The organism is Streptomyces sp. NPDC060184 (assembly GCF_042728795.1).
Taxonomy (GTDB): Bacteria; Actinomycetota; Actinomycetes; order Streptomycetales; family Streptomycetaceae; genus Streptomyces.
In genome coordinates, this window is sequence record NZ_JBHWYX010000014.1 from 135,261 (window position 1) to 155,730 (window position 20,470).

A 20,470-nucleotide genomic window follows, 5' to 3' on the forward strand; every position below is an offset into this window, starting at 1 on the left:
CCCGGTCGCCCGGTTGCCCGGTCGTCCGGTTGCCCGGTCGTCCGGCCGCATGCACTCCGCACCATCGCCCCGGACCGTTTCGACGCGTCACCGCGTGCGCTCAGCGCGTGCATCCGAAGGGGCCGCGCCTCCTCGGGCGCACGTCAGAACGGTTCGTCCAGGCCCTCGGTGTCCTCCCCCTCGGCCTCCAGCGCCTGGCGCACCACGCGGAGTGCCATGCCTTCGCCGTATCCCTTGCGGGCGAGCATGCCCGCGAGGCGGCGCAGCCGCTTGTCGCGGTCGAGTCCTCGTGTGGACCGGAGCTTGCGCGCGACCAGTTCGCGGGCCGTCTCCTCCTCCTGCTCGGAGTCGAGCTGCCCGACCGCCTCGTCGATCACCGCGGAATCGACGCCCTTCGTGCGGAGCTCACGGGCGAGCGCCCGGCGCGCCAGACCTCGGCCGTGGTGCCGGGACTCCACCCAGGAGTCCGCGAACGCCGCGTCGTCGATCAGCCCGACGTCCTCGAAGCGCGACAGCACTTCCTCGGCCGCCTCGTCGGGGATCTCCCGCTTGCGCAGCGCGTCCGCGAGCTGCTTGCGGGTGCGCGGGGTCCCGGTGAGCAGGCGCAGGCAGATGTTGCGCGCCCGCTCGACCGGGTCTCGCGGCTCCCCCGTCTCGGCCCTCGACGAGGAAGGGGAGCCGCTGCTTCTGGAACGGGAGCGACGGCCCGCTCCCTCACCGAATCCCGTACCGCCACCGAATCCCGTCCCCGGGCCCGCCCCCCGACGGGCTCCGGAACGCGACTCCGCTTCGGTCTCCGACTCCGGATCCGCCCCCGGTCCGCCCACGAAACCGCCCGCATGCCGCGGGTGGGGCTCCGCACCGAATCCGGTGGCCGGTTCCGACCACTCCGTACGCCGTGTCACGGGAACGAGAGCCCTAGCTCTTGGCCGCCGCGGCGGTCTTGGTGGTCTTGGCCTTGGCCGCCGCAGCCGTGGTCGCCGGCTTCGCGGTGCTGTCGGCCGCCCCGGCCTCCGCCGCGTCCGCACCGGCCGCCGGAGCGTCGCTCTCCGGGCGGACGCCGACGCCGAGCTTCTCCAGGATCTTCTTCTCGATCTCGTTGGCGAGGTCGGGGTTGTCCTTGAGGAAGTTCCGGGCGTTCTCCTTGCCCTGGCCGAGCTGGTCGCCCTCGTACGTGTACCAGGCGCCGGCCTTGCGGACGAAGCCGTGCTCCACGCCCATGTCGATCAGACCGCCCTCGCGGCTGATGCCCTGGCCGTAGAGGATGTCGAACTCGGCCTGCTTGAACGGCGGCGCGACCTTGTTCTTGACGACCTTGACGCGGGTACGGTTGCCGACCGCGTCGGTGCCGTCCTTCAGCGTCTCGATACGGCGGATGTCGAGACGGACCGAGGCGTAGAACTTCAGCGCCCGGCCACCGGTCGTGGTCTCCGGGGAGCCGAACATGACGCCGATCTTCTCGCGGAGCTGGTTGATGAAGATCGCGGTCGTCTTGGACTGGTTGAGCGCGCTGGTGATCTTGCGGAGCGCCTGGCTCATCAGACGGGCCTGGAGACCCACGTGGGAGTCACCCATCTCGCCCTCGATCTCCGCACGGGGCACCAGGGCCGCCACGGAGTCGATGACGATCAGGTCGAGCGCGCCGGAGCGGACCAGCATGTCCACGATCTCCAGAGCCTGCTCGCCGTTGTCCGGCTGCGAGAGGATCAGGCTGTCGATGTCGACGCCGAGCTTCTTGGCGTACTCCGGGTCGAGCGCGTGCTCGGCGTCGATGAACGCCACCTGGCCGCCGAGCCGCTGCGCGTTGGCCACGGCGTGCAGGGTCAGGGTCGTCTTGCCGGAGGACTCCGGGCCGTACACCTCCACCACGCGGCCACGCGGCAGACCGCCGACGCCGAGGGCGACGTCGAGCGCGGTGGATCCCGTGGGGATCACCTCGATGGGTTCGTTCGGCCGCTCGCCGAGGCGCATCACCGCGCCCTTGCCGAATTGGCGCTCAATCTGTGCGAGAGCGGCGTCCAGCGCCTTCTCGCGGTCGTTGCCTGCCATGGGTTCCACCCGATTTGCTTGAGTCGATCGCTTCACGTCAAAGACGCTAACCCCTGCCACTGACAATGGGCCTCGACGTCCTCCCGGCCTGTGGAAAACTCCACGGCCGAGCCCGGGAAACCCGGGCCTCGGATGCCATGAGAATGGATGTTCGATTTTGGTGTCAAGCGCACCACGCCGCCCGTCGCGGCCCGTCCGGGACCGTCCCGCACCGCACCACGCCGCCCGGAACCCCGCCGCCCGCCGTCACCGCGCGGGGCGCTCACCGGCACCGCCCGGCCCTCGAGAACCGTGACCGAAGTCATGCCGCGAGGCCGCACCACCCGGCACCCCACCCGGCCCGGCACCACGCCACCTACACGTCCACCCGGCGCGCCAGGCCGTCGACGATGAGGGCGAGTCCGGCCTCGAACGCCGCCTCGTGGCCGATCACGGGCACACCGGCCGGAAGGTCCGCGCTGCCGCCGGGCGCGCTGTCGGCCTGCTCCTCCAGGACGCTGCCGACCGTGAAACGGCCGGCGGCCAGCATCGCCGTCTGCGCGTCCCGCTCAGGGACCCCCGAGGCGGTGAGGAAGTCCATCTTGACGCGGATCCGGTCGAGATCCCCGGTGGGAGTGGTGCCCGCGTGCAGCCGTGCGCCGTCGCGGCGCAGCAGCAGGGTGCGCCGGAAGCCGCGCGTGTTGTCGAGGAACCAGGCCCGCCAGTCGTCACCGGCCGCGGGCAGCGGCGCCGTCGTGTGGGGCTCCATGGCGGCCGTCGCCATGGCGTCGAGGAGCTCCCTCTTGGTGCGGAAGTGCCAGTAGAGGGAGGGCTGCTCGACCCCGAGTCGTTTCGCCAGCCGCCTGGTGCTGACGGCGTCCAGTCCCACTTCGTCGAGGAGGCCGAGCGCTTCGGCGACGACGGTCTCACGGTTCATCTTGGTCACGTTGACAATCTATCGCCGATAGATGACTCTGGCGAAGAACCATTCACCGATAGATTCTGGAGTGACGGCCATGACACGGGCATCGGGAGCACGTTCCCTGCGGGTCCTCGTCGCCGGCGGCGGGATCGCGGGCCAGGCGCTGGCCCACTGGCTCGTCCGCGGCGGACACCGGGTGACCGTCGTCGAACGCTTCCCCGCGCTGCGGGCCACCGGAGCCCAGGTGGACCTGCGCGGCCAGGGCATCGAGGCGGTCGAGCGCATGGGGCTCCTGGACGCGGTCCGCGAGAAGCTCGTGGACGAGCCGGGAGTCGCCTTCGTGGACGCCCGGGGCAGAGCCAGGGCGACGATCATGGCCAACACCTCCGGCCGGGGCCGGCAGACCCTGACGTCCGAGTACGAGATCATGCGCGGCGACCTGGTCCGCATCCTCCACGACGCGACGAAGGAGGACGTGGAGTACGTCTTCGGCCTGAGCGTGGACGGTTTCGAGCAGGACGGGCAGAAGGTCGTCGCGCGTTTCTCCGACGGATCGTCCCGGGAGTTCGACCTCCTGGTCGGCGCGGACGGGCAGGGTTCGCGCATCCGGCGGGCGATCCTCCCGGACGGCTTCGACCCGTACTGGCGGGTCGGCATCCACATGGCGTACTGGTTCGTCCCGCGCATCGCGTCCGACCGCGACGTCCGGGACACCTTCATGGCCCCGGGCGGTCGCCAGATCATGCGCCGCAGTCACAACGCGACCGAGACGCAGGTGTACTTCGTGCTGCGGGAGGAGTCCGAGGAGGCCTCGGCGATCCACCGGGAGCCCGTCGGACGCCAGCAGGAGTTCTGGGCCGACCGGTTCCGCGACGCCGGCTGGCAGACCGGGCGCTTCGTCGACGGCATACGGACGAGCCCCTTCTTCTACTCCCAGGAGGTCCTCCAGGTACGCACCCGTACCTGGTCGAAGGGGAGCGTGGTGCTGGCCGGTGACGCCGCCCACTGCGCCTCCCCCTACAGCGGCATGGGCGTCTCCGGCGGCCTCGTCGGCGCCTACGTCCTGGCCGGCGAGATCAACCGGCACCCGGGCGACCTGCCGACCGCGCTGGCGAACTACGAGACCGTGCTGCGGCCCTTCGTCGACCGGATCCAGGCCGAGGTGAACCCGCGCGTCCTGCGCGTGGGCCTGCCGATGTCGCAGGGGGCGATCGACGCCTTCCGGGCCGCCACCGCGCTGGCCTGCAAGCTGCACGTCCCCGAGCTCGTCGCCCGCTGGTCGAAGGAGGACCGCGGCGGCGGCTGGCGGCTCCCGGAGAGCCCGGTGCCGGGCAGCACCGCCCGGTAGGCGGGTACCCGGGGGCGGGGCGGGCGTCGCGCCTGCCCCGTACTGCCCACTCCGTGAACGGCGCGGGACGAGGACGGCGCGGGACGGGCACGGCTCGGGAAGGAAACAGCACGGGAAGGAAGCAGCGCGGGAAGAAAACAGCGCGGGGCGCGGATGGCGGCGGGGCTACCTCTGTTCCGGGCCCCCGTGTCCCGTACCGCCGTTCTCGTCGCCGGAGCCTCCGGACTCGCCGGTGCTTTGGGACCCGTCGGTGGCTTGGGACTCGCCGGAGCCGTCGGGACCCGTCTCCTCGCGCGCCCCGCTCGCGCGCCGGTCGCCGCCGGAGTGCGGGCCGGGCCCACGTCCCGCCCTCTGCAGCAGCCGCCGCGCCCGTGTCCAGACGGGTTCACCGGGCTGCCTGCTGCTGCCGCCTCCGCCCACCCGGGGATCGTCGGTCACCGCGTACCGCTTGACGTACGCGCCGAGGAAGGCCTGGAGCGTGGCCACCGCGGGGATCGCGATCAGCGCGCCGACCGCGCCGAGCAGGGCCGTACCGGCGATCACCGATCCGAAGGCCACCGCCGGGTGGATGTCGACGGTCTTCGAGGTCAGCTTGGGCTGCAGCACGTAGTTCTCGAACTGCTGGTAGATCACGACGAAGCCGAGGACCCACAGGGCGTACCAGGGATCGACGGTGAACGCGATCAGCATCGGCAGGGCACCGGCGAGGTACGTGCCGATGGTCGGGATGAACTGGGAGACCAGGCCGACCCACACCGCGAGCGCCGGGGCGTACGGGACTCCGAGGACGACGAGCAGGATGTAGTGCGCGATGCCGGAGATGAGCGCCATGAGCCCGCGCGAGTAGAGGTAGCCGCCGGTCTTGTCGACCGCGATCTCCCAGGCCCGCAGCACCTCGGCCTGGCGGGAGGGCGGCAGTACGGAGCAGAGCGCGCGGCGCAGCCGGGGCCCGTCGGCCGCGAAGTAGAAGGAGAACAGGAAGATCGTCAGCAGCCGGAAGAGGCCTCCGAGCACGGTGGTGGAGACGTCGAGCACTCCGGTCGCGCTGTTCTGCACGTACCTCTGGAGCCAGTCCGAGTGCAGCAGGCTGTCCTGGACCTCGACCCGGGAGAGTTCCGTGTGGAACGTCTGGTTGACCCACTTGATCACCGAATCGAGGTACTTCGGAAACTCGTCGAACATGTCCACGATCTGCCCGGCGAGCATCGAGCCCAGCAGGAAGACGAACCCGATGCCCAGGATGAACACGACGATGAACACGAGGAAGGTCGCCAGACCGCGCCGCATGCCCCGTCCGGCCATGCGGCCGACCGCCGGCTCTATGGCCAGCGCGAGGAAGAAGGCGATCAGGATGTTGATCAGCAGACCGATGAGCTGGTCGAACGCCCAGCTGCCGAGCCGGAAGCAGGCGTAGAGCGCCAGTGCCATGACCACGGCGCGCGGCAGCCACCGGGGCATGCGCGCGGGTCCGTCGTCCACCGGGGGCTCCGGTGGCGCGGCGGGAGGGGCGGGAGGCGCGGCGGGCTGCCGCGGGTTCTGCACGGTCTCGTCTGTCGGGGCCACGCCCCCAGTCTCACCTACGGTCCGGGCCGCCGGTCCCCCGGCCTGCGGGGCCCCGGGGGGGGCCGGCGGGGGTTCACCGGGCGGAGTGCGCGGCGCCGGGGACGCGCGGTGGCTCAGCGCCGCTCGGCGGGGATGTCCATCGCCGTGCAGACGGCACGCCAGACGTCCTTCGTCTCCCACCCCGCGTCGAGCGCCTGATGGACCGTGAGACCGTCCAGCTCCGCCATGACGTGGTCACGCGCGAAGGAGTCCGCGTACCCGCCGCCGAAGTGGTCGGCCATCCGCTCCCAGAAAATCGTCAACCGCATGACCCCAGTATCCCGCTCCCGGGGTGCGGTCCGACGCCGGAGTCACCGCGGGGTGCTTTCCGCTCTACGGTCGGTCCATGCCCGGAACCGCAGCCCGTCCCCTCGCCCGCGCCGAGCAGTTCATCTGGCTCACGGCCCGCGTACTCGAACAGCGGAGGTTCGCCCACGACTTTCTCGACGGAGACCCGGACGCGGTCGAGACCGCGCTCGCCGCCTATCTGAACGCGGACGGCGGGTACGGCCACGCCCTCGAACCCGATCTGCGCGGTCCCGTCAGCCAGCCCCTGCACACCGCGCACGCGCTGAGCGTCCTCGACTCCGTCGGCCGCTGCCACGGGCCCCGGGTGGACCGGATCTGCCGCTATCTGACGGCGGTCTCCACCAAGGAGGGGGCGCTGCCCGCGCTCCTTCCCTCGCAGCGCGGCTACCCCGCGGCGCCGTTCATCCCGATCGCCGACGACCCGCCCGCCGAACTGCTGGCCACCGGACCGGTCGTCGGCCTGCTCCACCGCAACCAGGTCTGGCACGCGTGGCTCTTCCGCGCGACGGACTTCTGCTGGTCGGCCGTGGAATCGCTGACGGTCTCCCATCCGTACGAGATCGAGGCGGCGGTCGCCTTCCTGGACGGCGCGCCGGACCAGGAGCGGGCGCGGACGGCGGCCCGGCGGCTGGGCGGGCTGGTGCGGGACCAGCGCCTCGCGGTGCTGGACGCGCGCCGGCGCGAGGAGTACCCCCTGGCGCCCGGGTACGCGCCGGGTGAGTACCACTTCCCGTACGACTACGCCCGTACGCCCGCCTCGTTGGCGTGCGGATGGTTCACCGAGGAGGAGCTGTCCGACTCCCTCGACCACCTCGCGTCCGAGCAGCGCGAGGACGGCGGCTGGCCGCTCACCTGGCGGCACTGGGCCCCCGGTACGGCTCTGGAGGGGCGCCCGCTCGTCACCCTGCGCGCCCTGAAGATCCTGCGGGCGCACGGCCGTGAACTGGGGTGACGGCCTCGCCGCCTGCTACCACCCGAGGGCCCGCACCCCGGCGGTGACGGCGACCGCGACGGCCACGACGACCAGGAACGGCGCGCGCAGTACGAGGGCGAGCGCCGCCGCCGCGAGCCCGGCGCCCCGGGCGTCGAGGACGAGACGGGCGCCGTCGCCGAACGTCTGCTGCGCGGTGAGGGCGGCGAGCAGCGCCACCGGGAGCAGGGCGGCCAGCCGCTGGACGAGCGGCCGTTCCAGGACACCGGCGGGCACCAGGAGGCCGAGGAGCTTGGCGAGGTAGCAGCCGGCCGCGGTGAGCGCGACGGCGATCCAGACGGTCATCGGTCGGCTCCCGGGGAGGTGGTGGTGGCGTCCGCGGGGCCGCGTCCCGCGCGCCCCTTGAGGAAGAGCACGGCCGGGGCGGAGAGCCCGGCGAGCAGCACCGGGACCCCGGCGGGCAGGACGGGCAGCAGCCCGAGAGCGAGGACGACGGCGAGCGCCGCCGTGATCCGTTCCGTGGTGCTGGTGAGCATGGGCGCGAGCAGCGCCAGGAACACCGCCGGTCCGGCGGCGTCCAGTCCCCAGGCGTCGGTGTCGCCGAGCTTCTCGGCGCCGAGCGCCCCCGCGAGCGTGGTGAGGTTCCAGAGCGCGTAGAGCGAGGCGCCGGTGACGGTGAACCCGAGGCGGGCGGCCCGGCGGGTGGGCTGGGCCAGGGTGACGGCGGTGCTCTCGTCGATCACCCAGTGCGCGGCGAGCGGACGCAGGGCGCGGGGCAGGGCGAGCAGCTGGGAGAGGCGGAGCCCGTAGAACGCGTTGCGTACGCCGAGGAAGAAGGCCCCGGCCGCCGCGGTGTACGGGTTGCCGCCCGCAGCGAGGGCCCCGACCAGGGCGAACTGCGAGGCGCCGGTGAAGACGAGGAGGCTGAGCGCGCAGGTCTGGAGCAGGGTGAGCCCGGCCCCGGCGGAGGTGACGCCGAACGCGAAGCCGGAGAGCCCGACGGCCACGCCGACGCCGAGCGCGTCCCGGACGACGGCCGCGTCGGCCTTCGTCGGGCCGGGGCCGTCGGGCGCGCCGGGGGTGCCGGGGCCGTCGGAGGTGGCGGCCGGACCGGCCGGACCGGTCGTGCCGTCCGGGCCGCCGGTCGGGGCGGGGCCGGGACGGGAGGCGGGGTGGGGCCCGGGAAGAGATGTGGAAAGGGATGTCGTCTGTTCTGCCACGTCCGCGACCCTAGGGGCGGGGGCCGGGCCGGGTCTTGTACGTTCTTGCGCGTTCGCGCTGGTAGGCGCCGGGTGGCACGCCCACGATCCGGGTGAAGTGCCGGTTCAGATGGGGCTGGTCGGTGAAGCCCACCGCGGTGGCCGCGGCGGCGGGGGCCACCCCCGCCTCCAGCAGCCCGCGCGCCCGCCGCACCCGGGCGTCGGTGAGCCAGGCGTGCGGAGGCATTCCGTACCGCTTCTTGAAGGCGCGCAGCAGCGCGAACGGGGTGGCGCCGACCTCCGCGGCGAGCGCCTCCAGGGTGGGCGGCGCCGTCAGCCGGTCCTCCAGCACGGCCCGGGCGAGGCCCGCCGCGCGGGCACCGGCGGTGAGGGAGGGGGCGGGTGAAAGCAGGCCGCCGTGCCGGCCGAGCAGCCGGGCGAGCACGACCCGCAGCAGGGTGTCGGCCGCGAGGGCGTTGCCCTGTTCGGCGGCCCGGTGCACCTCGTGGATCAGCCGGCCCGCCTCGGGGTCGGCCGTGCAGGAGGTGTCGAAGCCGACCGTGCCCCGCAGGTTGGTGACCTCGGCCGCCACCGCGTCCACGGCGCGGGCGGACGGGTAGAGCGTGGCGTACGCCCAGCCCTCCGGAGCCCCCGCGCGGGCGGTGTGCGGCACCTCCGGGTTGATCATCACCACGGTGCCGGGACCCGCGTGCAGGGTGCCGCCGGGCAGCCCGACGTCCTCTATGCCCCGGGTGACGGCGGCGACGACGTACCCCTCGTGGCTGTGGCGGGGGAAGGTGTGGCGGACGTAGTGGGCCCGGAGCAGGTCGAGGCCGGGCAGGGCGGCGTACCGCCAGTGCCTCGCCCATTCCCTCGTCGCCGGATCTCCCTCCGGGCCTGCCGCCATACCGGCATTCTCGCAGGTCGACGCGTGTGCACCGGCCGATGTCAGTGGTGGGGTGCACGATGGTGGGCATGGTCGGCTCTGCCCTGGATTCGTTCTCGCCCGCGACCCGCAGCTGGTTCACGGGCGCCTTCCACGCGCCCACGGCCGCCCAGGAGGGCGCCTGGTCCGCGATCGCGGAGGGCTCGGACGTGCTGGTCGTGGCGCCGACCGGTTCCGGCAAGACCCTGGCGGCCTTCCTCGCCTCCCTCGACCAGCTGGCCTCCGTACCGCCCCCCGCGGAGGCGAAGAAGCGCTGCCGGGTGCTGTACGTCTCCCCGCTGAAGGCCCTCGCCGTCGACGTGGAGCGCAACCTCCGCTCGCCGCTGACCGGCATCCGGCAGGAATCCGTGCGGCTGGGGCTCCCGGAACCGGAGGTCCGGGTGGGCATCCGGTCGGGCGACACGCCTCCGGCGGAGCGCCGGAGCATGGTGACGAAGCCGCCGGACATCCTGATCACCACCCCCGAGTCGCTCTTCCTGATGCTGACCTCCTCGGCGCGGGACGCCCTCGCCGGGGTGGAGACGGTGATCCTGGACGAGGTGCACGCCGTCGCCGGCACGAAGCGCGGCGCCCACCTCGCGCTGAGCCTGGAGCGGCTCGACGAGCTGCTGCCGCGCCCCGCCCGCCGGATCGGGCTGTCCGCCACCGTCCGGCCGGTCGACGAGGTGGCGCGGTTCCTCTCGCCGCGGCGCCGGGTGGAGATCGTGCAGCCCGCCTCGGCCAAGGAGTTCGACCTCTCGGTGGTCGTGCCGGTGGAGGACCTCGGCGAGCTGGGCGGCTCACCGGCCCCCGACAGCGGTGCGGACCAGAGTGACAAACCGTCGATCTGGCCGCAGGTGGAGGAGCGGATCGCCGACCTCGTCCAGGCGCACCGCTCCACGATCGTCTTCGCCAACTCCCGGCGCCTCGCGGAGCGGCTCTGCAACCGGCTCAACGAGATCGCGTACGAACGCGCGACCGGCGAGGCCATGCCGGAGGCCCACTCCCCCGCCGAGCTGATGGCCCAGTCGGGCGGCGCGAAGGGCGCTCCGGCCCTGCTGGCCCGTGCGCACCACGGCTCGGTCTCCAAGGAACAGCGGGCCCAGGTGGAGGAGGACCTCAAGGCGGGCCGGCTCCCCGCGGTCGTCGCCACCTCCAGTCTGGAGCTCGGCATCGACATGGGTGCCGTGGACCTGGTGATCCAGGTCGAGTCGCCGCCCTCGGTGGCCTCCGGCCTCCAGCGGGTGGGCCGGGCGGGCCACCAGGTGGGGGCCGTGTCGACGGGCGTGGTCTTCCCGAAGTACCGGGGCGACCTCGTGCAGGCGGCCGTGGTCACCGAGCGGATGCGCGAGGGGACCATCGAGGCGCTGCGTGTCCCGTCGAACCCGCTGGACGTGCTGGCGCAGCAGCTGGTGGCGATCGTGGCGCTGGACACCCGGCAGGCGGACGACCTGCTGGCGCTGGTCCGCCGGGCCGCGCCGTTCGCCTCGCTGCCGGAGTCGGCGTTCACGGCCGTGCTCGACATGCTGGCGGGCCGCTACCCTTCGGACGCCTTCGCGGAGTTGCGCCCGCGCGTGGTCTGGGACCGGATCGCGGGCACGGTGACCGGGCGGCCCGGGGCGCAGCGGCTAGCCGTCACCTCCGGCGGCACGATCCCGGACCGGGGGCTGTTCGGCGTCTTCCTCGCCGGGTCGGACCCCAAGAAGGGCGGCGGCCGGGTCGGTGAGCTGGACGAGGAGATGGTGTACGAGTCCCGGGTCGGGGACGTCTTCACCCTCGGCACCACGTCCTGGCGGATCGAGGACATCACCCGCGACCGGGTGCTGGTCTCGCCCGCCCCCGGGGTGCCGGGACGCCTGCCGTTCTGGAAGGGCGACCAGCTGGGGCGCCCGCTGGAGCTGGGCCGCGCGCTGGGCGCGTTCCTCCGGGAGGTCGGGGGCCTGTCCGAGGAGGACGCCCGGCTCCGGCTGCTCGCGGCCGGTCTGGACGCCTGGGCGGCCGGCAACATCCTCTCCTACCTCGACGAGCAGCGGCGGGCCTGCGGCCATGTCCCGGACGACCGGACGATCCTCGTGGAACGCTTCCGGGACGAGCTGGGCGACTGGCGGGTGGTGGTGCACTCCCCGTTCGGCGCGCAGGTGCACGCCCCGTGGGCGCTCGCCCTCTCCGCCCGCCTGGCGAAGCGGTACGGCATGGACGCCCAGGTCATGCACGCCGACGACGGCATCGTGCTGCGGCTGCCGGACGCGGACCTGATGAGCCTCGATCTGCTCGACCTCGACGCACCCGGCGGTCCGGACGGTCCGGGAGGCGACGCGGGGACGGATTCCGGCCGGGGACTGATGCTCCCGGACGCCGCCTACGACAGCGGGCAGGCACCGGTGGGTGCCGCCGACGTCGTCTTCGACCAGGGCGAGGTCCAGCAGATCGTCACCGACCAGGTGGGCGGGTCCGCCCTGTTCGCCTCGCGTTTCCGGGAGTGCGCGGCGCGGGCGCTGCTGTTGCCCCGGCGCAGCCCCGGCAAGCGCACCCCGCTGTGGCAGCAGCGCCAGCGTGCCGCGCAGCTGCTCCAGGTGGCTTCCGAGTTCGGGTCGTTCCCGATCGTCCTGGAAGCCGTGCGCGAATGCCTCCAGGACGTGTTCGACGTTCCCGGGCTCACCGAGCTCATGGGTGACCTCGAAGCCCGCCGCATCCGGCTCGTGGAGGTCACCACCACCGAGCCCTCCCCCTTCGCCCGCTCCCTGCTCTTCGGTTACGTCGCGCAGTTCCTGTACGAGGGCGACTCGCCGCTCGCCGAGCGGCGCGCCGCGGCCCTCTCGCTCGACTCGCACCTGCTGGCGGAGCTGCTCGGCCAGGCTGAGCTGCGCGAGCTGCTCGACGCCGACGTGCTGGCCGAGCTGGAGCGGGAGCTCCAGTGGCTGGCCGAGGAGCGTCGGGTCAAGGACGTCGAGGGCGTCGCCGACCTGCTGCGGGTCCTCGGTCCGCTCACCCCGGCGGAGCTGGCCGAGCGTGGTGCGGAACCATCCTGGGCGCCCGAGCTGGAGACGGCCCGCCGGGCGTTGCGGGTCCGTATCGCGGGCGCCGACCACTGGGCGGCCGTCGAGGACGCGGGCCGGCTGCGCGACGCGCTGGGCACCGCCCTTCCGGTCGGGGTGCCCGAGGCGTTCACCGAACCGGTGAAGGACCCGCTCGGGGACCTCCTCGCCCGGTACGCCCGTACGCACGGCCCGTTCACCTCGGCGCGGGCGGCGGAGCGCTTCGGGCTCGGTCCGGCGGTGACGGAGGGTGCGTTGCAGCGCCTGTCCGCCGCGGGGCGGGTCGTCCTGGGTGAGTTCCATCCGGCGGGCATCGGGCAGGAGTGGTGCGACGCCACCGTGCTGCGACGGCTGCGGCGCCGCTCGCTGGCGGCGCTCCGCCACGAGCTGGAGCCGGTGCCGCCCGCCGCGCTGGCGACGTTTCTGCCCCAGTGGCAGCACTTGGACGGCCATGGACTGCGGGGCATCGACGGGCTGGCCCGGGCCGTCGAGCAGTTGCAGGGTGCGCCGGTGCCGGCCTCCGCGCTGGAGCGGCTGATCCTGCCGAGCCGGGTCGCCGGTTACACCCCCGCCCTGCTGGACGAGCTGACCACGACCGGCGAGGTCGTCTGGGCCGGGGCGGGGGCCCTCCCCGGCAAGGACGGCTGGCTCGCGCTCTACCCGGCGGACAACGCCCCGCTGCTGCTGCCGCCGCCGCACCCGCTGGAGCTGACCGCGCTGCACGAGTCGGTCCTGACCGCGCTCCGGGGCGGCTACGGCCTCTTCTTCCGCCAGATCGCCGATCAGGTCCGCGCCACCACGCACCCGTCCGCCTCGGACGCGCAGCTGGCGGACGCGCTCTGGGACCTCGCCTGGTCCGGACGTCTCACCAACGACACGCTGGCACCGCTGCGCTCGCTCCTGGGGTCGGGGCGCACGGCGGGCGCGACCGCGCATCGGGCCAGGCGGTCGGTGCCGCGCGGCCGGTACGGCTCGCTCACCGCCTCCGCCCGCCCGGCCTCCCGGACGGGCCCGCCGACGGTCTCCGGCCGGTGGGCGCTGCTGCCGGCGAGCGAACCCGAGCCCACCCACCGCGCCCACGCGCTGGCCCGCACCCTGCTGGACCGGCACGGCGTGGTCACCCGGGGCGCGGTGCAGGCGGAGGGGGTGGAGGGCGGTTTCTCGGCGACGTACCGCATCCTCGCCGCCTTCGAGGACAACGGTCAGGCGAGGCGCGGGTACGTCGTCGAGGGGCTCGGGGCCGCGCAGTTCGCGATGGACGGTGCCGTGGACCGGCTGCGGGCGGCGTCGACCGCCCGGGACCGCCGGGACCCGGGGAGCGTGCCGCGCGCCGTGGTGCTGGCGGCGGCCGACCCGGCCAACGCCTACGGCGCGGCGCTGCCCTGGCCCGAGTCCCCGGACGGCGCCGGTCACAAGCCGGGCCGAAAGGCGGGCGCCCTGGTGGTGCTGGTCGACGGGGAGCTGACGCTGTACATGGAGCGCGGCGGCAAGTCTCTGCTGGCCTGGCCCTCCGACCCCGAGGACCCGGCGCTGCGCGCGGCGGCCGAGGCGCTCGCGGCTGCGGCGAAGGCGGGGTCCCTCGGCACGGTCACGGTGGAGCGCACCAACGGCGCCTCCTCGCTGACCTCGCCGGTGGGCCGGGTGCTGGAGGCGGCGGGCTTCCTGGCCACCCCGAAGGGGATGCGGCTGCGCGCCTGACCGGGCGGCCGGCGCCGGTGCCGCCGCGGCCCCGGTTACGCGGCCGACCCCGGCCCCGAAGCCGCGCCGCTGCCGCTGCCGCTGCCGCTGCCGCATGATGGATGCATGCCCGAAGGAGACACCGTCGCGCGGACGGCGAAGCATCTGCACGCCGCTCTCGCCGGGAGGGTGCTCACCCACGCCGATCTGCGGGTGCCCCGGTTCGCCACCGCTGATCTGACCGGCCGCACCGTGCTCGACGTCACCCCGAGGGGCAAGCACCTCCTCGCCCGGCTGGAGGGCGGCCTCACGCTCCACAGTCATCTGCGGATGGACGGCGCCTGGCGGATCTTTGCCCCCGGGGAGCGGTGGCGCGGCGGTCCGGCGTACGAGATCCGGGCGGTCCTCGGCAATGCCGGGCACACCGCGGTCGGCTACCGCCTCCCGGTGCTGGAGCTCCTGCGCACCGAGCACGAGGACCGGGTGGTCGGGCACCTGGGCCCGGACCTGCTGGGGCCCGGGTGGGACGCGGACCGGGCCGTGCAGAACCTGCTCGCCGCCCCCGGCCGCCCGCTCGGCGAGGCGCTGCTCGACCAGCGCAATCTGGCCGGGATCGGCAACGTCTACAAGTGCGAGCTCTGCTTCCTGGCGCGCGTCACCCCCTGGCTCCCGGTGGGCGAACTGCCCGAGTCCCTCCTCCCCCGGCTGGTGGGCGCCGCCGCACGGCTGCTGGACGCGAACCGCGACCGACCGACCCGCACCACCACCGGCCGGATCGCGGCCCTCAGCCGCACCCGTGAACCGGTGTACGTCTACGGACGCGCGGGCCGCCCCTGTCTCCGCTGCCGCACCCCTGTCCGCAAGGCGGACCAGGACGACCGTCCCACGTACTGGTGTCCCCACTGCCAGTCGGGCCCCGCCCCGCGCTGACCGGCTCCCGCCAGCCCGTCCGGGCCGATACCGTCCCGCCGATCTCCCGTTCGGCCCGGCCCCCTACGCCCGATCCCGTCCGGCGGACGACACGCACCAGTCCCCACTCACCTGCCCGGTCTCAGCGGTCGGTGCGCCCCCGTCGCAGGCCCCGACACCGTCGGAGCGCTCGAAGTCCGGCACCCGGCCGTTCCCCGCTGCGTACGTCTCGTCCCTGCCCTCGGCGCGCGTACCGGAGGAACGGCCGGCCGGGTATGGAGCCGTCGTGCCGGGGAGCCCGGCGGCTCGTCCCGGCCGAGGTCACGTGCACCGGCAGCAGACTCAGCCCCCAGCCGCCCGCCGCCACCGCGCCCTCCAGCACCCCGGCTCGCCCCGGGACCAGGGCGAGCCGCAGCACGGCCCACCACCACAGACCGCCGCACACCAGAAGGCCGGTGGATATCAGGACCGGCCGCACCCGTCTCCGTACCACTGCGGCCTCCTCCGGCCGATGTCCTGACCGCCGGATCGCGGTACGGACGGGGCCTCCTGCCCTGTCCGGCAGTCTGCCCCGGGACGGGCCGCACTGCATCCAGAGTCCCCCGGGGCCGACCCGGGCCCCGCCGCCTCCGTACGGGAACCGGTACGGCGCCCGATACGGATGCCCGGATCAGTCCCGGTGAGCCGCCCCCTCTCCCTTGCCCGCCGACGCACCGCGGGCCGATCATGGCGGGATGGCCCCGTCACTCGAACGCGTGACCGCCTTCCGTTCCGCCTTCGCCCGGCGGCAGGCCGCCGAGACGTTCGGGCTGCCGGGCGCCTTCGCCGTCCGGGACCCGGGGTTCCCGCTCTCCGAGGAGCACAACCGGCTGATCGTCGACACCCCGGACGCGGACCCGGTGCTCCTGTACGGGGCGGCAGCGCGGGTCCTCGGGCCGCGCGAGCAGTACCGGATGACAGTGCTGGACGAGGCGCTGGGCGAGGACGTCACCCCGGCATTGACGGCGGCGGGCTGCAGCCGCCGGGGCCACGGCGACACCCTGCTCGCCTCCGGCCTGGCACGGGCCGCCGCTGCCGGGATCCCGCACCTCTTCCTGCTCGCGGACGCCTCCGACTGGCAGCGCGACTGGTACACGCGGCGCGGCTTCACCGAGATCGGCCGCAGCCATTCCTTCCTCGGCGGGTGACGCCCGAGCAAGTCGGCATCCACGGAGCACGTGCGCGGACGCCCGTCGGCCCCGTCCCGGACGATCCGGGTGCGGGGCCGACGGGCGTACCGACGTCTTGGGGCCGCTCACGGCCACAAGGAGTTCAGGCGCTCTCCGCCTGGAACATCCACGCGTGCTTCTCCAGGTCGGCGGCCACGGCGATCAGGATGTCCTGGCTCACCGGGTCGGGGTCGGCGGTGGCGTCGATGCGCTCGCGCATCCGTCCGATCACGATCTCCAACGCGTCCACCAGCACCTTGACGGCGTCCACGTCCTTGATCCAGCCGTCCGGCACGACATCGATGGCGGTCGTCCGGGCGACGGTCGCGGACCGTCCGTCCGGGTTGACGCCGACGGCGGAGGCACGCTCGGCCACCGTGTCGGAGTGCTGGCGCGCGGTGTCCACGACCTCGTCGAGTTGGAGGTGCACGGAGCGGAAGCGCGGGCCGACGACGTTCCAGTGGACCTGCTTCGCGACCAGCGAGAGATCGACCAGGTCGACCAGCGCGCCCTGGAGCGCCTCGCCCACCGTCTTGAGGTCGGCATCGGAAAGCGGGCTCTTCACGACAGACATGCACTCTCTCCGTTCTGTCGGCGGTGGACCGGGCGCCGAGGGCCCTGTCCCGTCGCGCCGACGGTTTCGTCGGCTGGTTCGGCAGCCGCTGTCAGCACCCCATCCACGATGGCACATAAGCTGACAAAGCGACCATCCGCAGCCTCGCTCTCCGTGTGCCCCGTGACCAGCCGCGCACACCTCCACGGCCCGTACATCCCGTACACCCCGCGCCCCCGCCCCGGCCCCGCACGCCGCCGCGCCCCCGGCCCGCACGACCGAACCCCGGCCCGCCCTCGAAAGGGCCGGCCGGGGTTCGGTGTCACACCGGAAACCGTGCGGGTCAGGCGGCGACGACATCCACCGCTTCCGCGGGCGCCTTGATCGTCACCCGTCCCGCCGGTACACCCGCCACCGATGCCACGGAGACGGAGTTGAGCATGGGGCGCACCGGCACATGGACCGGATCACTGGCTGCTGCCGACTCGGCGAGTTCCGCGAGTGACAGCTCATCGCTCACTTCACGCATGAGCTCGGACATCCGTACGTCAAGCGCGTCGCAAATCGCGGAGAGCAGCTCGGAGGATGCCTCCTTCTGCCCCCGCTCCACCTCGGAGAGATAGCCGAGCGAGACCCGGGCGGACGAGGAGACTTCGCGCAGAGTACGGCCTTGGCGCTGGCGCTGCCGACGCAGCACGTCACCCAGCAGGCGACGGAGCAGAATCATCGGTGGCTCCCTCCTCGGACCGCGTAGCCGCATCCTTCACGCCCCACCGTACCGCTTAGCGCTGCGGCCGTGCGGGGAGCGATGTCGTGTTCTCTCAGGGCTGCAAACATCAATTCCCCCCGTTCTGTTCCGTATCCTGTGCCCCCGCATTTTCTGCGAGTTCGCCGGAGAGCAGCTCAAGGACGCCGAGCACGCTCTCTCTACGGATGTCCGTCCGCTCACCGTTCAACCGCAGTGCGGAGACTTTACCGAGCCCACCGGGTCCCGCAACCGCGACGAAGACGGTTCCCACCGGTTGACCGTCCTGCGGTTCGGGGCCGGCGACCCCGGTCGTCGAGATCCCCCAGTCGGCGCCGAGCGCCCGGCGCACGCCGGCGGCCATACCGCGCGCGACCTCGGCGTCCACCGCCCCGCGTTCCGCGAGGAGCCCCAGGTCGACCCCCAGCAGCTCGTGCTTCAAGGGGGTCGCGTAGGCCGTCACGGACCCGCGGAAGGAGCGCGAGGCGCCCGGTACGGAAGTGAGTTCCGCCGCCACCAGGCCACCGGTCAACGACTCGGCCACGGCGAGGGTCTCCCCCCGCTCCGCGAGCTGCCGCAGCACCCGGGCCGCGAGGGTCACCTCTCGGCCTCGGCGGGGTCCCCCACCACGGCTCCGGGGAGTGGTTCGCCGCCGGACACCGCTGCCGCGTCGACGCCCGCGTTCCCGGCGGCGGCCGTCGGAGCGGCCGAGGGAACCCCGACCGTCGGAGCGACCGCCGGAGCGGCCGTGGAGGCTGCGACCGCCGGAGCGGCCACGGGGGCCTCCGCGGCCGGGTCCATCGCCAGGGCGACCGCGTCCAGCGCGGCGACCCGCTCGGCGGCGAGCCCCTTGCGGCGTGCCACGACCGCCTGGCGTACGTAGTCGAGTCCGGTGACCACCGTCAGCACGACGGCGACCATCATCACCCAGAAGCGGAAGGTGGCCAGGGGCCCGGTGAGCGCCAGGACGTACATCCCGACGGCCGTTCCCTGGGCCAGTGTCTTCATCTTGCCGCCCCGGCTGGCCGGGATCACCGCGTGCCGGATCACCCAGAACCGCATGAGCGTGATGCCCAGCTCACGGAAGAGGATCACTCCGGTGATCCACCACGGCAGGTCGCCCAGCCACGACAGGCAGATCAGCGCCGCCCCCATGATCGCCTTGTCGGCGATGGGGTCGGCGATCTTCCCGAAGTCGGTGACCAGGTTGTACGTCCGCGCGAGGTGGCCGTCGAACAGGTCCGTGATCATCGCGACGGCGAAGGCCGCCCACGCGAAGGACCGCCAGGCGGGGTCGTACCCGCCGTCGGCCAGCAGCAGCATCACGAAGCCGGGCACGAGCAGCAGCCGGATCATGGTGAGGATGTTGGCGATGTTCCACAGGCTGGCCTGGTTCACGGCCGCCGTGCCCAGCTTGCCGCCGCGGACCGGCGTCGCGCCGGAACCGCCTGTCGCGGATGCCGGGGCTCCCGTCATCTGGCCGCCTCCGAGAGTGTGGTGAGGGGTTCGGCCACCAGGTCGACTCCCTCGGTGCCCACTGCCTTCGCCTCGACCATAAGGCCGGGGACGAGGCCTTCGCGTGTGGTGAAGACCACCTGGCCGTCCGTTTCGGGTGCCTGGTGGGCGGCACGGCCGATGGCGACCGGCCCGTCCTCCTCGGACTCCACGGACTCGACGAGCACCTGCAGCGTCTCGCCGACCCGCTCCTCCGCGCGCTGGGAGGTGAGCTCCTCGGCGAGCTGGGAGATGTGGGCGAGGCGCTCGGCGATGGTGTCGGCGTCCAGCTTGTTCTCGTAGCCGACCGCTTCGGTGCCCTCCTCGTCGGAGTACCCGAAGACGCCGATGGCGTCGAGCCGGGCGCCGGTGAGGAAACGCTCCAGCTCGGCGAGGTCGGCCTCGGTCTCGCCGGGGAAGCCGACGATGAAGTTGGACCGGGCGCCGGCCTGCGGGGCCTTGGAGCGGATGGTGTCCAGGAGTTCCAGGAAGCGGTCCGTGTCGCCGAAGCGGCGCATCGCGCGCAGCACGCCGGGGGCGGAGTGCTGGAAGGACAGGTCGAAGTACGGGGCGACCTTCGGCGTGGAGGTGAGGACGTCGATCAGGCCGGGGCGCATCTCGGCGGGCTGGAGGTAGCTGACCCGGATGCGCTCGATGCCGTCGACGTCGGCGAGCTCGGGCAGCAGGGTCTCCAGCAGCCGGATGTCGCCGAGGTCCTTGCCGTACGACGTGTTGTTCTCGGAGACCAGCATGACCTCCTTGACGCCCTGCTCGGCCAGCCAGCGGGTCTCGCCCAGCACGTCGGAGGGGCGGCGGGAGATGAAGGAACCGCGGAAGGACGGGATGGCGCAGAAGGAGCACCGGCGGTCGCAGCCGGAGGCGAGCTTCACCGAGGCGACGGGGCTGGTGCCGAGGCGGCGGCGGAGCGGGGCGCGCGGCCCGGAGACCGGAGCGACGCCTTCCGGGAGGTCGGCGGGGGCCGGGGCGATCTCCTGCGCGTGTCCGGGCAGGGCCACCGAGGCGTCCTGCCGTTCGGCGGGGCTGATCGGGAGGAGCTTGCGCCGGTCGCGCGGGGTGTGCGAGGCGTGGATGCCGCCGTTGAGGATGGTCTGGAGCCGGTCGGAGATGTCGGCGTAGTCGTCGAATCCGAGGACTCCGTCCGCCTCCGGCAGCGCTTCGGCGAGGTCCTTGCCGTAGCGCTCGGCCATGCAGCCGACCGCGACGACGGCCTGGGTCCTGCCGTGATCCTTCAGATCGTTGGCTTCGAGGAGGGCATCGACGGAGTCCTTCTTGGCGGCTTCGACGAAGCCGCAGGTGTTGACGACGGCGACATCCGCGTCGGAGGCGTCCTCGACGAGCTCCCAGCCGTCCGCTGCCAAGCGGCCTGCAAGCTCCTCCGAGTCCACCTCGTTACGGGCGCAGCCAAGAGTGACGAGGGCGACGGTACGGCGTTCGGGCATGGAATCAAGACTACTTTGTCGCGGCGGGCGTCCCGCCGCGCAGGGTTGCCCGCTACCCAACGTCACGTCGCCCCTCCGGAAACGCGACGGGCGCGCCGGTGGTGGAGCGGTGCCGGACACGGCGG

19 protein-coding genes are annotated in these 20,470 nt (G+C 73.4%); 5 read left to right on the plus strand and 14 right to left on the minus strand.

The genetic code is table 11. The features are described from left to right. Positions 1 to 143: 143 nt before the first annotated feature. The 3 genes from recX to ACFWEE_RS12470 form a co-directional block, all read right to left on the minus strand. Positions 144 to 905 carry a recombination regulator RecX gene (recX, locus tag ACFWEE_RS12460; protein ID WP_386888556.1) on the minus strand — a complete coding sequence of 254 codons (762 nt, stop codon included), beginning with the start codon at positions 903 to 905 and terminating at the stop codon, positions 144 to 146. A 13-nt stretch (positions 906 to 918) separates the two neighbouring features. Then, positions 919 to 2,049 carry a recombinase RecA gene (gene recA / locus ACFWEE_RS12465; RefSeq protein WP_386888557.1) on the minus strand — a complete coding sequence of 377 codons (1,131 nt, stop codon included), beginning with the start codon at positions 2,047 to 2,049 and terminating at the stop codon, positions 919 to 921. A gap of 355 nt (positions 2,050 to 2,404) precedes the next feature. Beyond that, on the minus strand, positions 2,405 to 2,965 hold the full coding sequence (locus ACFWEE_RS12470) for a TetR/AcrR family transcriptional regulator C-terminal domain-containing protein (protein ID WP_386888581.1): 561 nt from the start codon (positions 2,963 to 2,965) through the stop codon (positions 2,405 to 2,407). A 79-nt stretch (positions 2,966 to 3,044) separates the two neighbouring features. Between ACFWEE_RS12470 and ACFWEE_RS12475 the strand changes: the two genes are divergently transcribed. After that, positions 3,045 to 4,298: an FAD-dependent monooxygenase gene (locus tag ACFWEE_RS12475; protein WP_386888558.1), complete on the plus strand. Its 1,254-nt coding sequence runs from the start codon at positions 3,045 to 3,047 to the stop codon at positions 4,296 to 4,298. 165 nt (positions 4,299 to 4,463) lie between these two features. On the opposite strand, the gene ACFWEE_RS12480 is transcribed toward ACFWEE_RS12475, so the two are convergent. Together ACFWEE_RS12480 and ACFWEE_RS12485 are read right to left on the minus strand one after the other, a co-directional pair. Beyond that, positions 4,464 to 5,756 carry an AI-2E family transporter gene (locus ACFWEE_RS12480; RefSeq protein ID WP_386888582.1) on the minus strand — a complete coding sequence of 431 codons (1,293 nt, stop codon included), beginning with the start codon at positions 5,754 to 5,756 and terminating at the stop codon, positions 4,464 to 4,466. 218 nt (positions 5,757 to 5,974) lie between these two features. Further along, positions 5,975 to 6,169, minus strand: coding sequence for a DUF3046 domain-containing protein (locus tag ACFWEE_RS12485; RefSeq protein WP_327178328.1), 195 nt, complete (start codon positions 6,167 to 6,169; stop codon positions 5,975 to 5,977). 77 nt (positions 6,170 to 6,246) lie between these two features. On the opposite strand from ACFWEE_RS12485, the gene ACFWEE_RS12490 reads away from it, so the two are divergent. Then, a complete protein-coding gene (locus ACFWEE_RS12490; RefSeq protein WP_386888559.1) occupies positions 6,247 to 7,161 on the plus strand; it encodes a hypothetical protein in 915 nt (304 codons plus the stop codon). Positions 7,162 to 7,176: 15 nt separating this feature from the next. Here ACFWEE_RS12490 and ACFWEE_RS12495 read toward each other — a convergent pair whose 3' ends face one another. Genes ACFWEE_RS12495 through ACFWEE_RS12505 form a run of 3 tightly spaced genes read right to left on the minus strand, consistent with a single transcriptional unit; the run spans position 7,177 to position 9,246 of the window. Then, a complete protein-coding gene (locus tag ACFWEE_RS12495; RefSeq protein ID WP_386888560.1) occupies positions 7,177 to 7,485 on the minus strand; it encodes an AzlD domain-containing protein in 309 nt (102 codons plus the stop codon). Continuing rightward, complete coding sequence (locus ACFWEE_RS12500; RefSeq protein ID WP_386888561.1) at positions 7,482 to 8,360, minus strand: AzlC family ABC transporter permease; 879 nt, start codon at positions 8,358 to 8,360, stop codon at positions 7,482 to 7,484. The genes ACFWEE_RS12495 and ACFWEE_RS12500 overlap by 4 nt, the downstream gene beginning before the upstream one ends. 10 nt (positions 8,361 to 8,370) lie before the next feature. Beyond that, positions 8,371 to 9,246 (minus strand): AraC family transcriptional regulator, encoded by an 876-nt coding sequence (locus ACFWEE_RS12505; protein ID WP_386888562.1) that lies wholly within the window; start codon positions 9,244 to 9,246, stop codon positions 8,371 to 8,373. Between the two features lie 68 nt (positions 9,247 to 9,314). Between ACFWEE_RS12505 and ACFWEE_RS12510 the strand changes: the two genes are divergently transcribed. Both ACFWEE_RS12510 and ACFWEE_RS12515 read left to right on the plus strand, forming a co-directional pair. Continuing rightward, a complete protein-coding gene (locus tag ACFWEE_RS12510) occupies positions 9,315 to 13,997 on the plus strand; it encodes a DEAD/DEAH box helicase (protein WP_386888563.1) in 4,683 nt (1,560 codons plus the stop codon). A 105-nt stretch (positions 13,998 to 14,102) separates the two neighbouring features. Beyond that, a complete protein-coding gene (locus tag ACFWEE_RS12515) occupies positions 14,103 to 14,906 on the plus strand; it encodes an Fpg/Nei family DNA glycosylase (protein ID WP_386888564.1) in 804 nt (267 codons plus the stop codon). Between the two features lie 121 nt (positions 14,907 to 15,027). Here ACFWEE_RS12515 and ACFWEE_RS12520 read toward each other — a convergent pair whose 3' ends face one another. Continuing rightward, positions 15,028 to 15,378: a hypothetical protein gene (locus ACFWEE_RS12520; protein WP_386888565.1), complete on the minus strand. Its 351-nt coding sequence runs from the start codon at positions 15,376 to 15,378 to the stop codon at positions 15,028 to 15,030. A gap of 241 nt (positions 15,379 to 15,619) precedes the next feature. On the opposite strand from ACFWEE_RS12520, the gene ACFWEE_RS12525 reads away from it, so the two are divergent. After that, positions 15,620 to 16,072: a hypothetical protein gene (locus ACFWEE_RS12525; RefSeq protein WP_386888566.1), complete on the plus strand. Its 453-nt coding sequence runs from the start codon at positions 15,620 to 15,622 to the stop codon at positions 16,070 to 16,072. 124 nt (positions 16,073 to 16,196) lie between these two features. On the opposite strand, the gene ACFWEE_RS12530 is transcribed toward ACFWEE_RS12525, so the two are convergent. The 5 genes from ACFWEE_RS12530 to rimO all read right to left on the minus strand — a co-directional run bounded on the left by ACFWEE_RS12530 (position 16,197) and on the right by rimO (position 20,345). Beyond that, positions 16,197 to 16,667 (minus strand): Dps family protein, encoded by a 471-nt coding sequence (locus ACFWEE_RS12530; RefSeq protein ID WP_386888567.1) that lies wholly within the window; start codon positions 16,665 to 16,667, stop codon positions 16,197 to 16,199. A 322-nt stretch (positions 16,668 to 16,989) separates the two neighbouring features. Beyond that, positions 16,990 to 17,373, minus strand: a complete 384-nt coding sequence (locus tag ACFWEE_RS12535) for a helix-turn-helix domain-containing protein (RefSeq protein WP_275491759.1) — start codon at positions 17,371 to 17,373, stop codon at positions 16,990 to 16,992. Between the two features lie 109 nt (positions 17,374 to 17,482). Next, positions 17,483 to 17,992, minus strand: coding sequence for a CinA family protein (locus ACFWEE_RS12540; RefSeq protein ID WP_386888568.1), 510 nt, complete (start codon positions 17,990 to 17,992; stop codon positions 17,483 to 17,485). Beyond that, positions 17,989 to 18,867, minus strand: a complete 879-nt coding sequence (gene pgsA, locus ACFWEE_RS12545) for a CDP-diacylglycerol--glycerol-3-phosphate 3-phosphatidyltransferase (protein ID WP_386888569.1) — start codon at positions 18,865 to 18,867, stop codon at positions 17,989 to 17,991. The genes ACFWEE_RS12540 and pgsA overlap by 4 nt, the downstream gene beginning before the upstream one ends. Then, entirely contained in the window at positions 18,864 to 20,345 is a 1,482-nt protein-coding gene (gene rimO / locus ACFWEE_RS12550) for a 30S ribosomal protein S12 methylthiotransferase RimO (RefSeq protein ID WP_327178317.1), read from the minus strand. Before rimO ends, pgsA begins: the two co-directional genes overlap by 4 nt. Positions 20,346 to 20,470: the final 125 nt, after the last annotated feature.

Excerpts from the sequence above, each read along its gene's own strand:
- recA (WP_386888557.1), bottom strand. The coding sequence starts at position 2,049 with ATGGCAGGCAACGACCGCGAGAAGGCGCTGGACGCCGCTCTCGCACAG.
- ACFWEE_RS12470 (WP_386888581.1), bottom strand. The coding sequence starts at position 2,965 with ATGAACCGTGAGACCGTCGTCGCCGAAGCGCTCGGCCTCCTCGACGAA.
- ACFWEE_RS12475 (WP_386888558.1), top strand. The coding sequence starts at position 3,045 with ATGACACGGGCATCGGGAGCACGTTCCCTGCGGGTCCTCGTCGCCGGC.
- ACFWEE_RS12480 (WP_386888582.1), bottom strand. The coding sequence starts at position 5,756 with ATGCCCCGGTGGCTGCCGCGCGCCGTGGTCATGGCACTGGCGCTCTAC.
- ACFWEE_RS12485 (WP_327178328.1), bottom strand. The coding sequence starts at position 6,169 with ATGCGGTTGACGATTTTCTGGGAGCGGATGGCCGACCACTTCGGCGGC.
- ACFWEE_RS12490 (WP_386888559.1), top strand. The coding sequence starts at position 6,247 with ATGCCCGGAACCGCAGCCCGTCCCCTCGCCCGCGCCGAGCAGTTCATC.
- ACFWEE_RS12495 (WP_386888560.1), bottom strand. The coding sequence starts at position 7,485 with ATGACCGTCTGGATCGCCGTCGCGCTCACCGCGGCCGGCTGCTACCTC.
- ACFWEE_RS12505 (WP_386888562.1), bottom strand. The coding sequence starts at position 9,246 with ATGGCGGCAGGCCCGGAGGGAGATCCGGCGACGAGGGAATGGGCGAGG.
- ACFWEE_RS12510 (WP_386888563.1), top strand. The coding sequence starts at position 9,315 with ATGGTCGGCTCTGCCCTGGATTCGTTCTCGCCCGCGACCCGCAGCTGG.
- ACFWEE_RS12515 (WP_386888564.1), top strand. The coding sequence starts at position 14,103 with ATGCCCGAAGGAGACACCGTCGCGCGGACGGCGAAGCATCTGCACGCC.
- ACFWEE_RS12525 (WP_386888566.1), top strand. The coding sequence starts at position 15,620 with ATGGCCCCGTCACTCGAACGCGTGACCGCCTTCCGTTCCGCCTTCGCC.
- ACFWEE_RS12530 (WP_386888567.1), bottom strand. The coding sequence starts at position 16,667 with ATGTCTGTCGTGAAGAGCCCGCTTTCCGATGCCGACCTCAAGACGGTG.
- ACFWEE_RS12535 (WP_275491759.1), bottom strand. The coding sequence starts at position 17,373 with ATGATTCTGCTCCGTCGCCTGCTGGGTGACGTGCTGCGTCGGCAGCGC.
- pgsA (WP_386888569.1), bottom strand. The coding sequence starts at position 18,867 with ATGACGGGAGCCCCGGCATCCGCGACAGGCGGTTCCGGCGCGACGCCG.
- rimO (WP_327178317.1), bottom strand. The coding sequence starts at position 20,345 with ATGCCCGAACGCCGTACCGTCGCCCTCGTCACTCTTGGCTGCGCCCGT.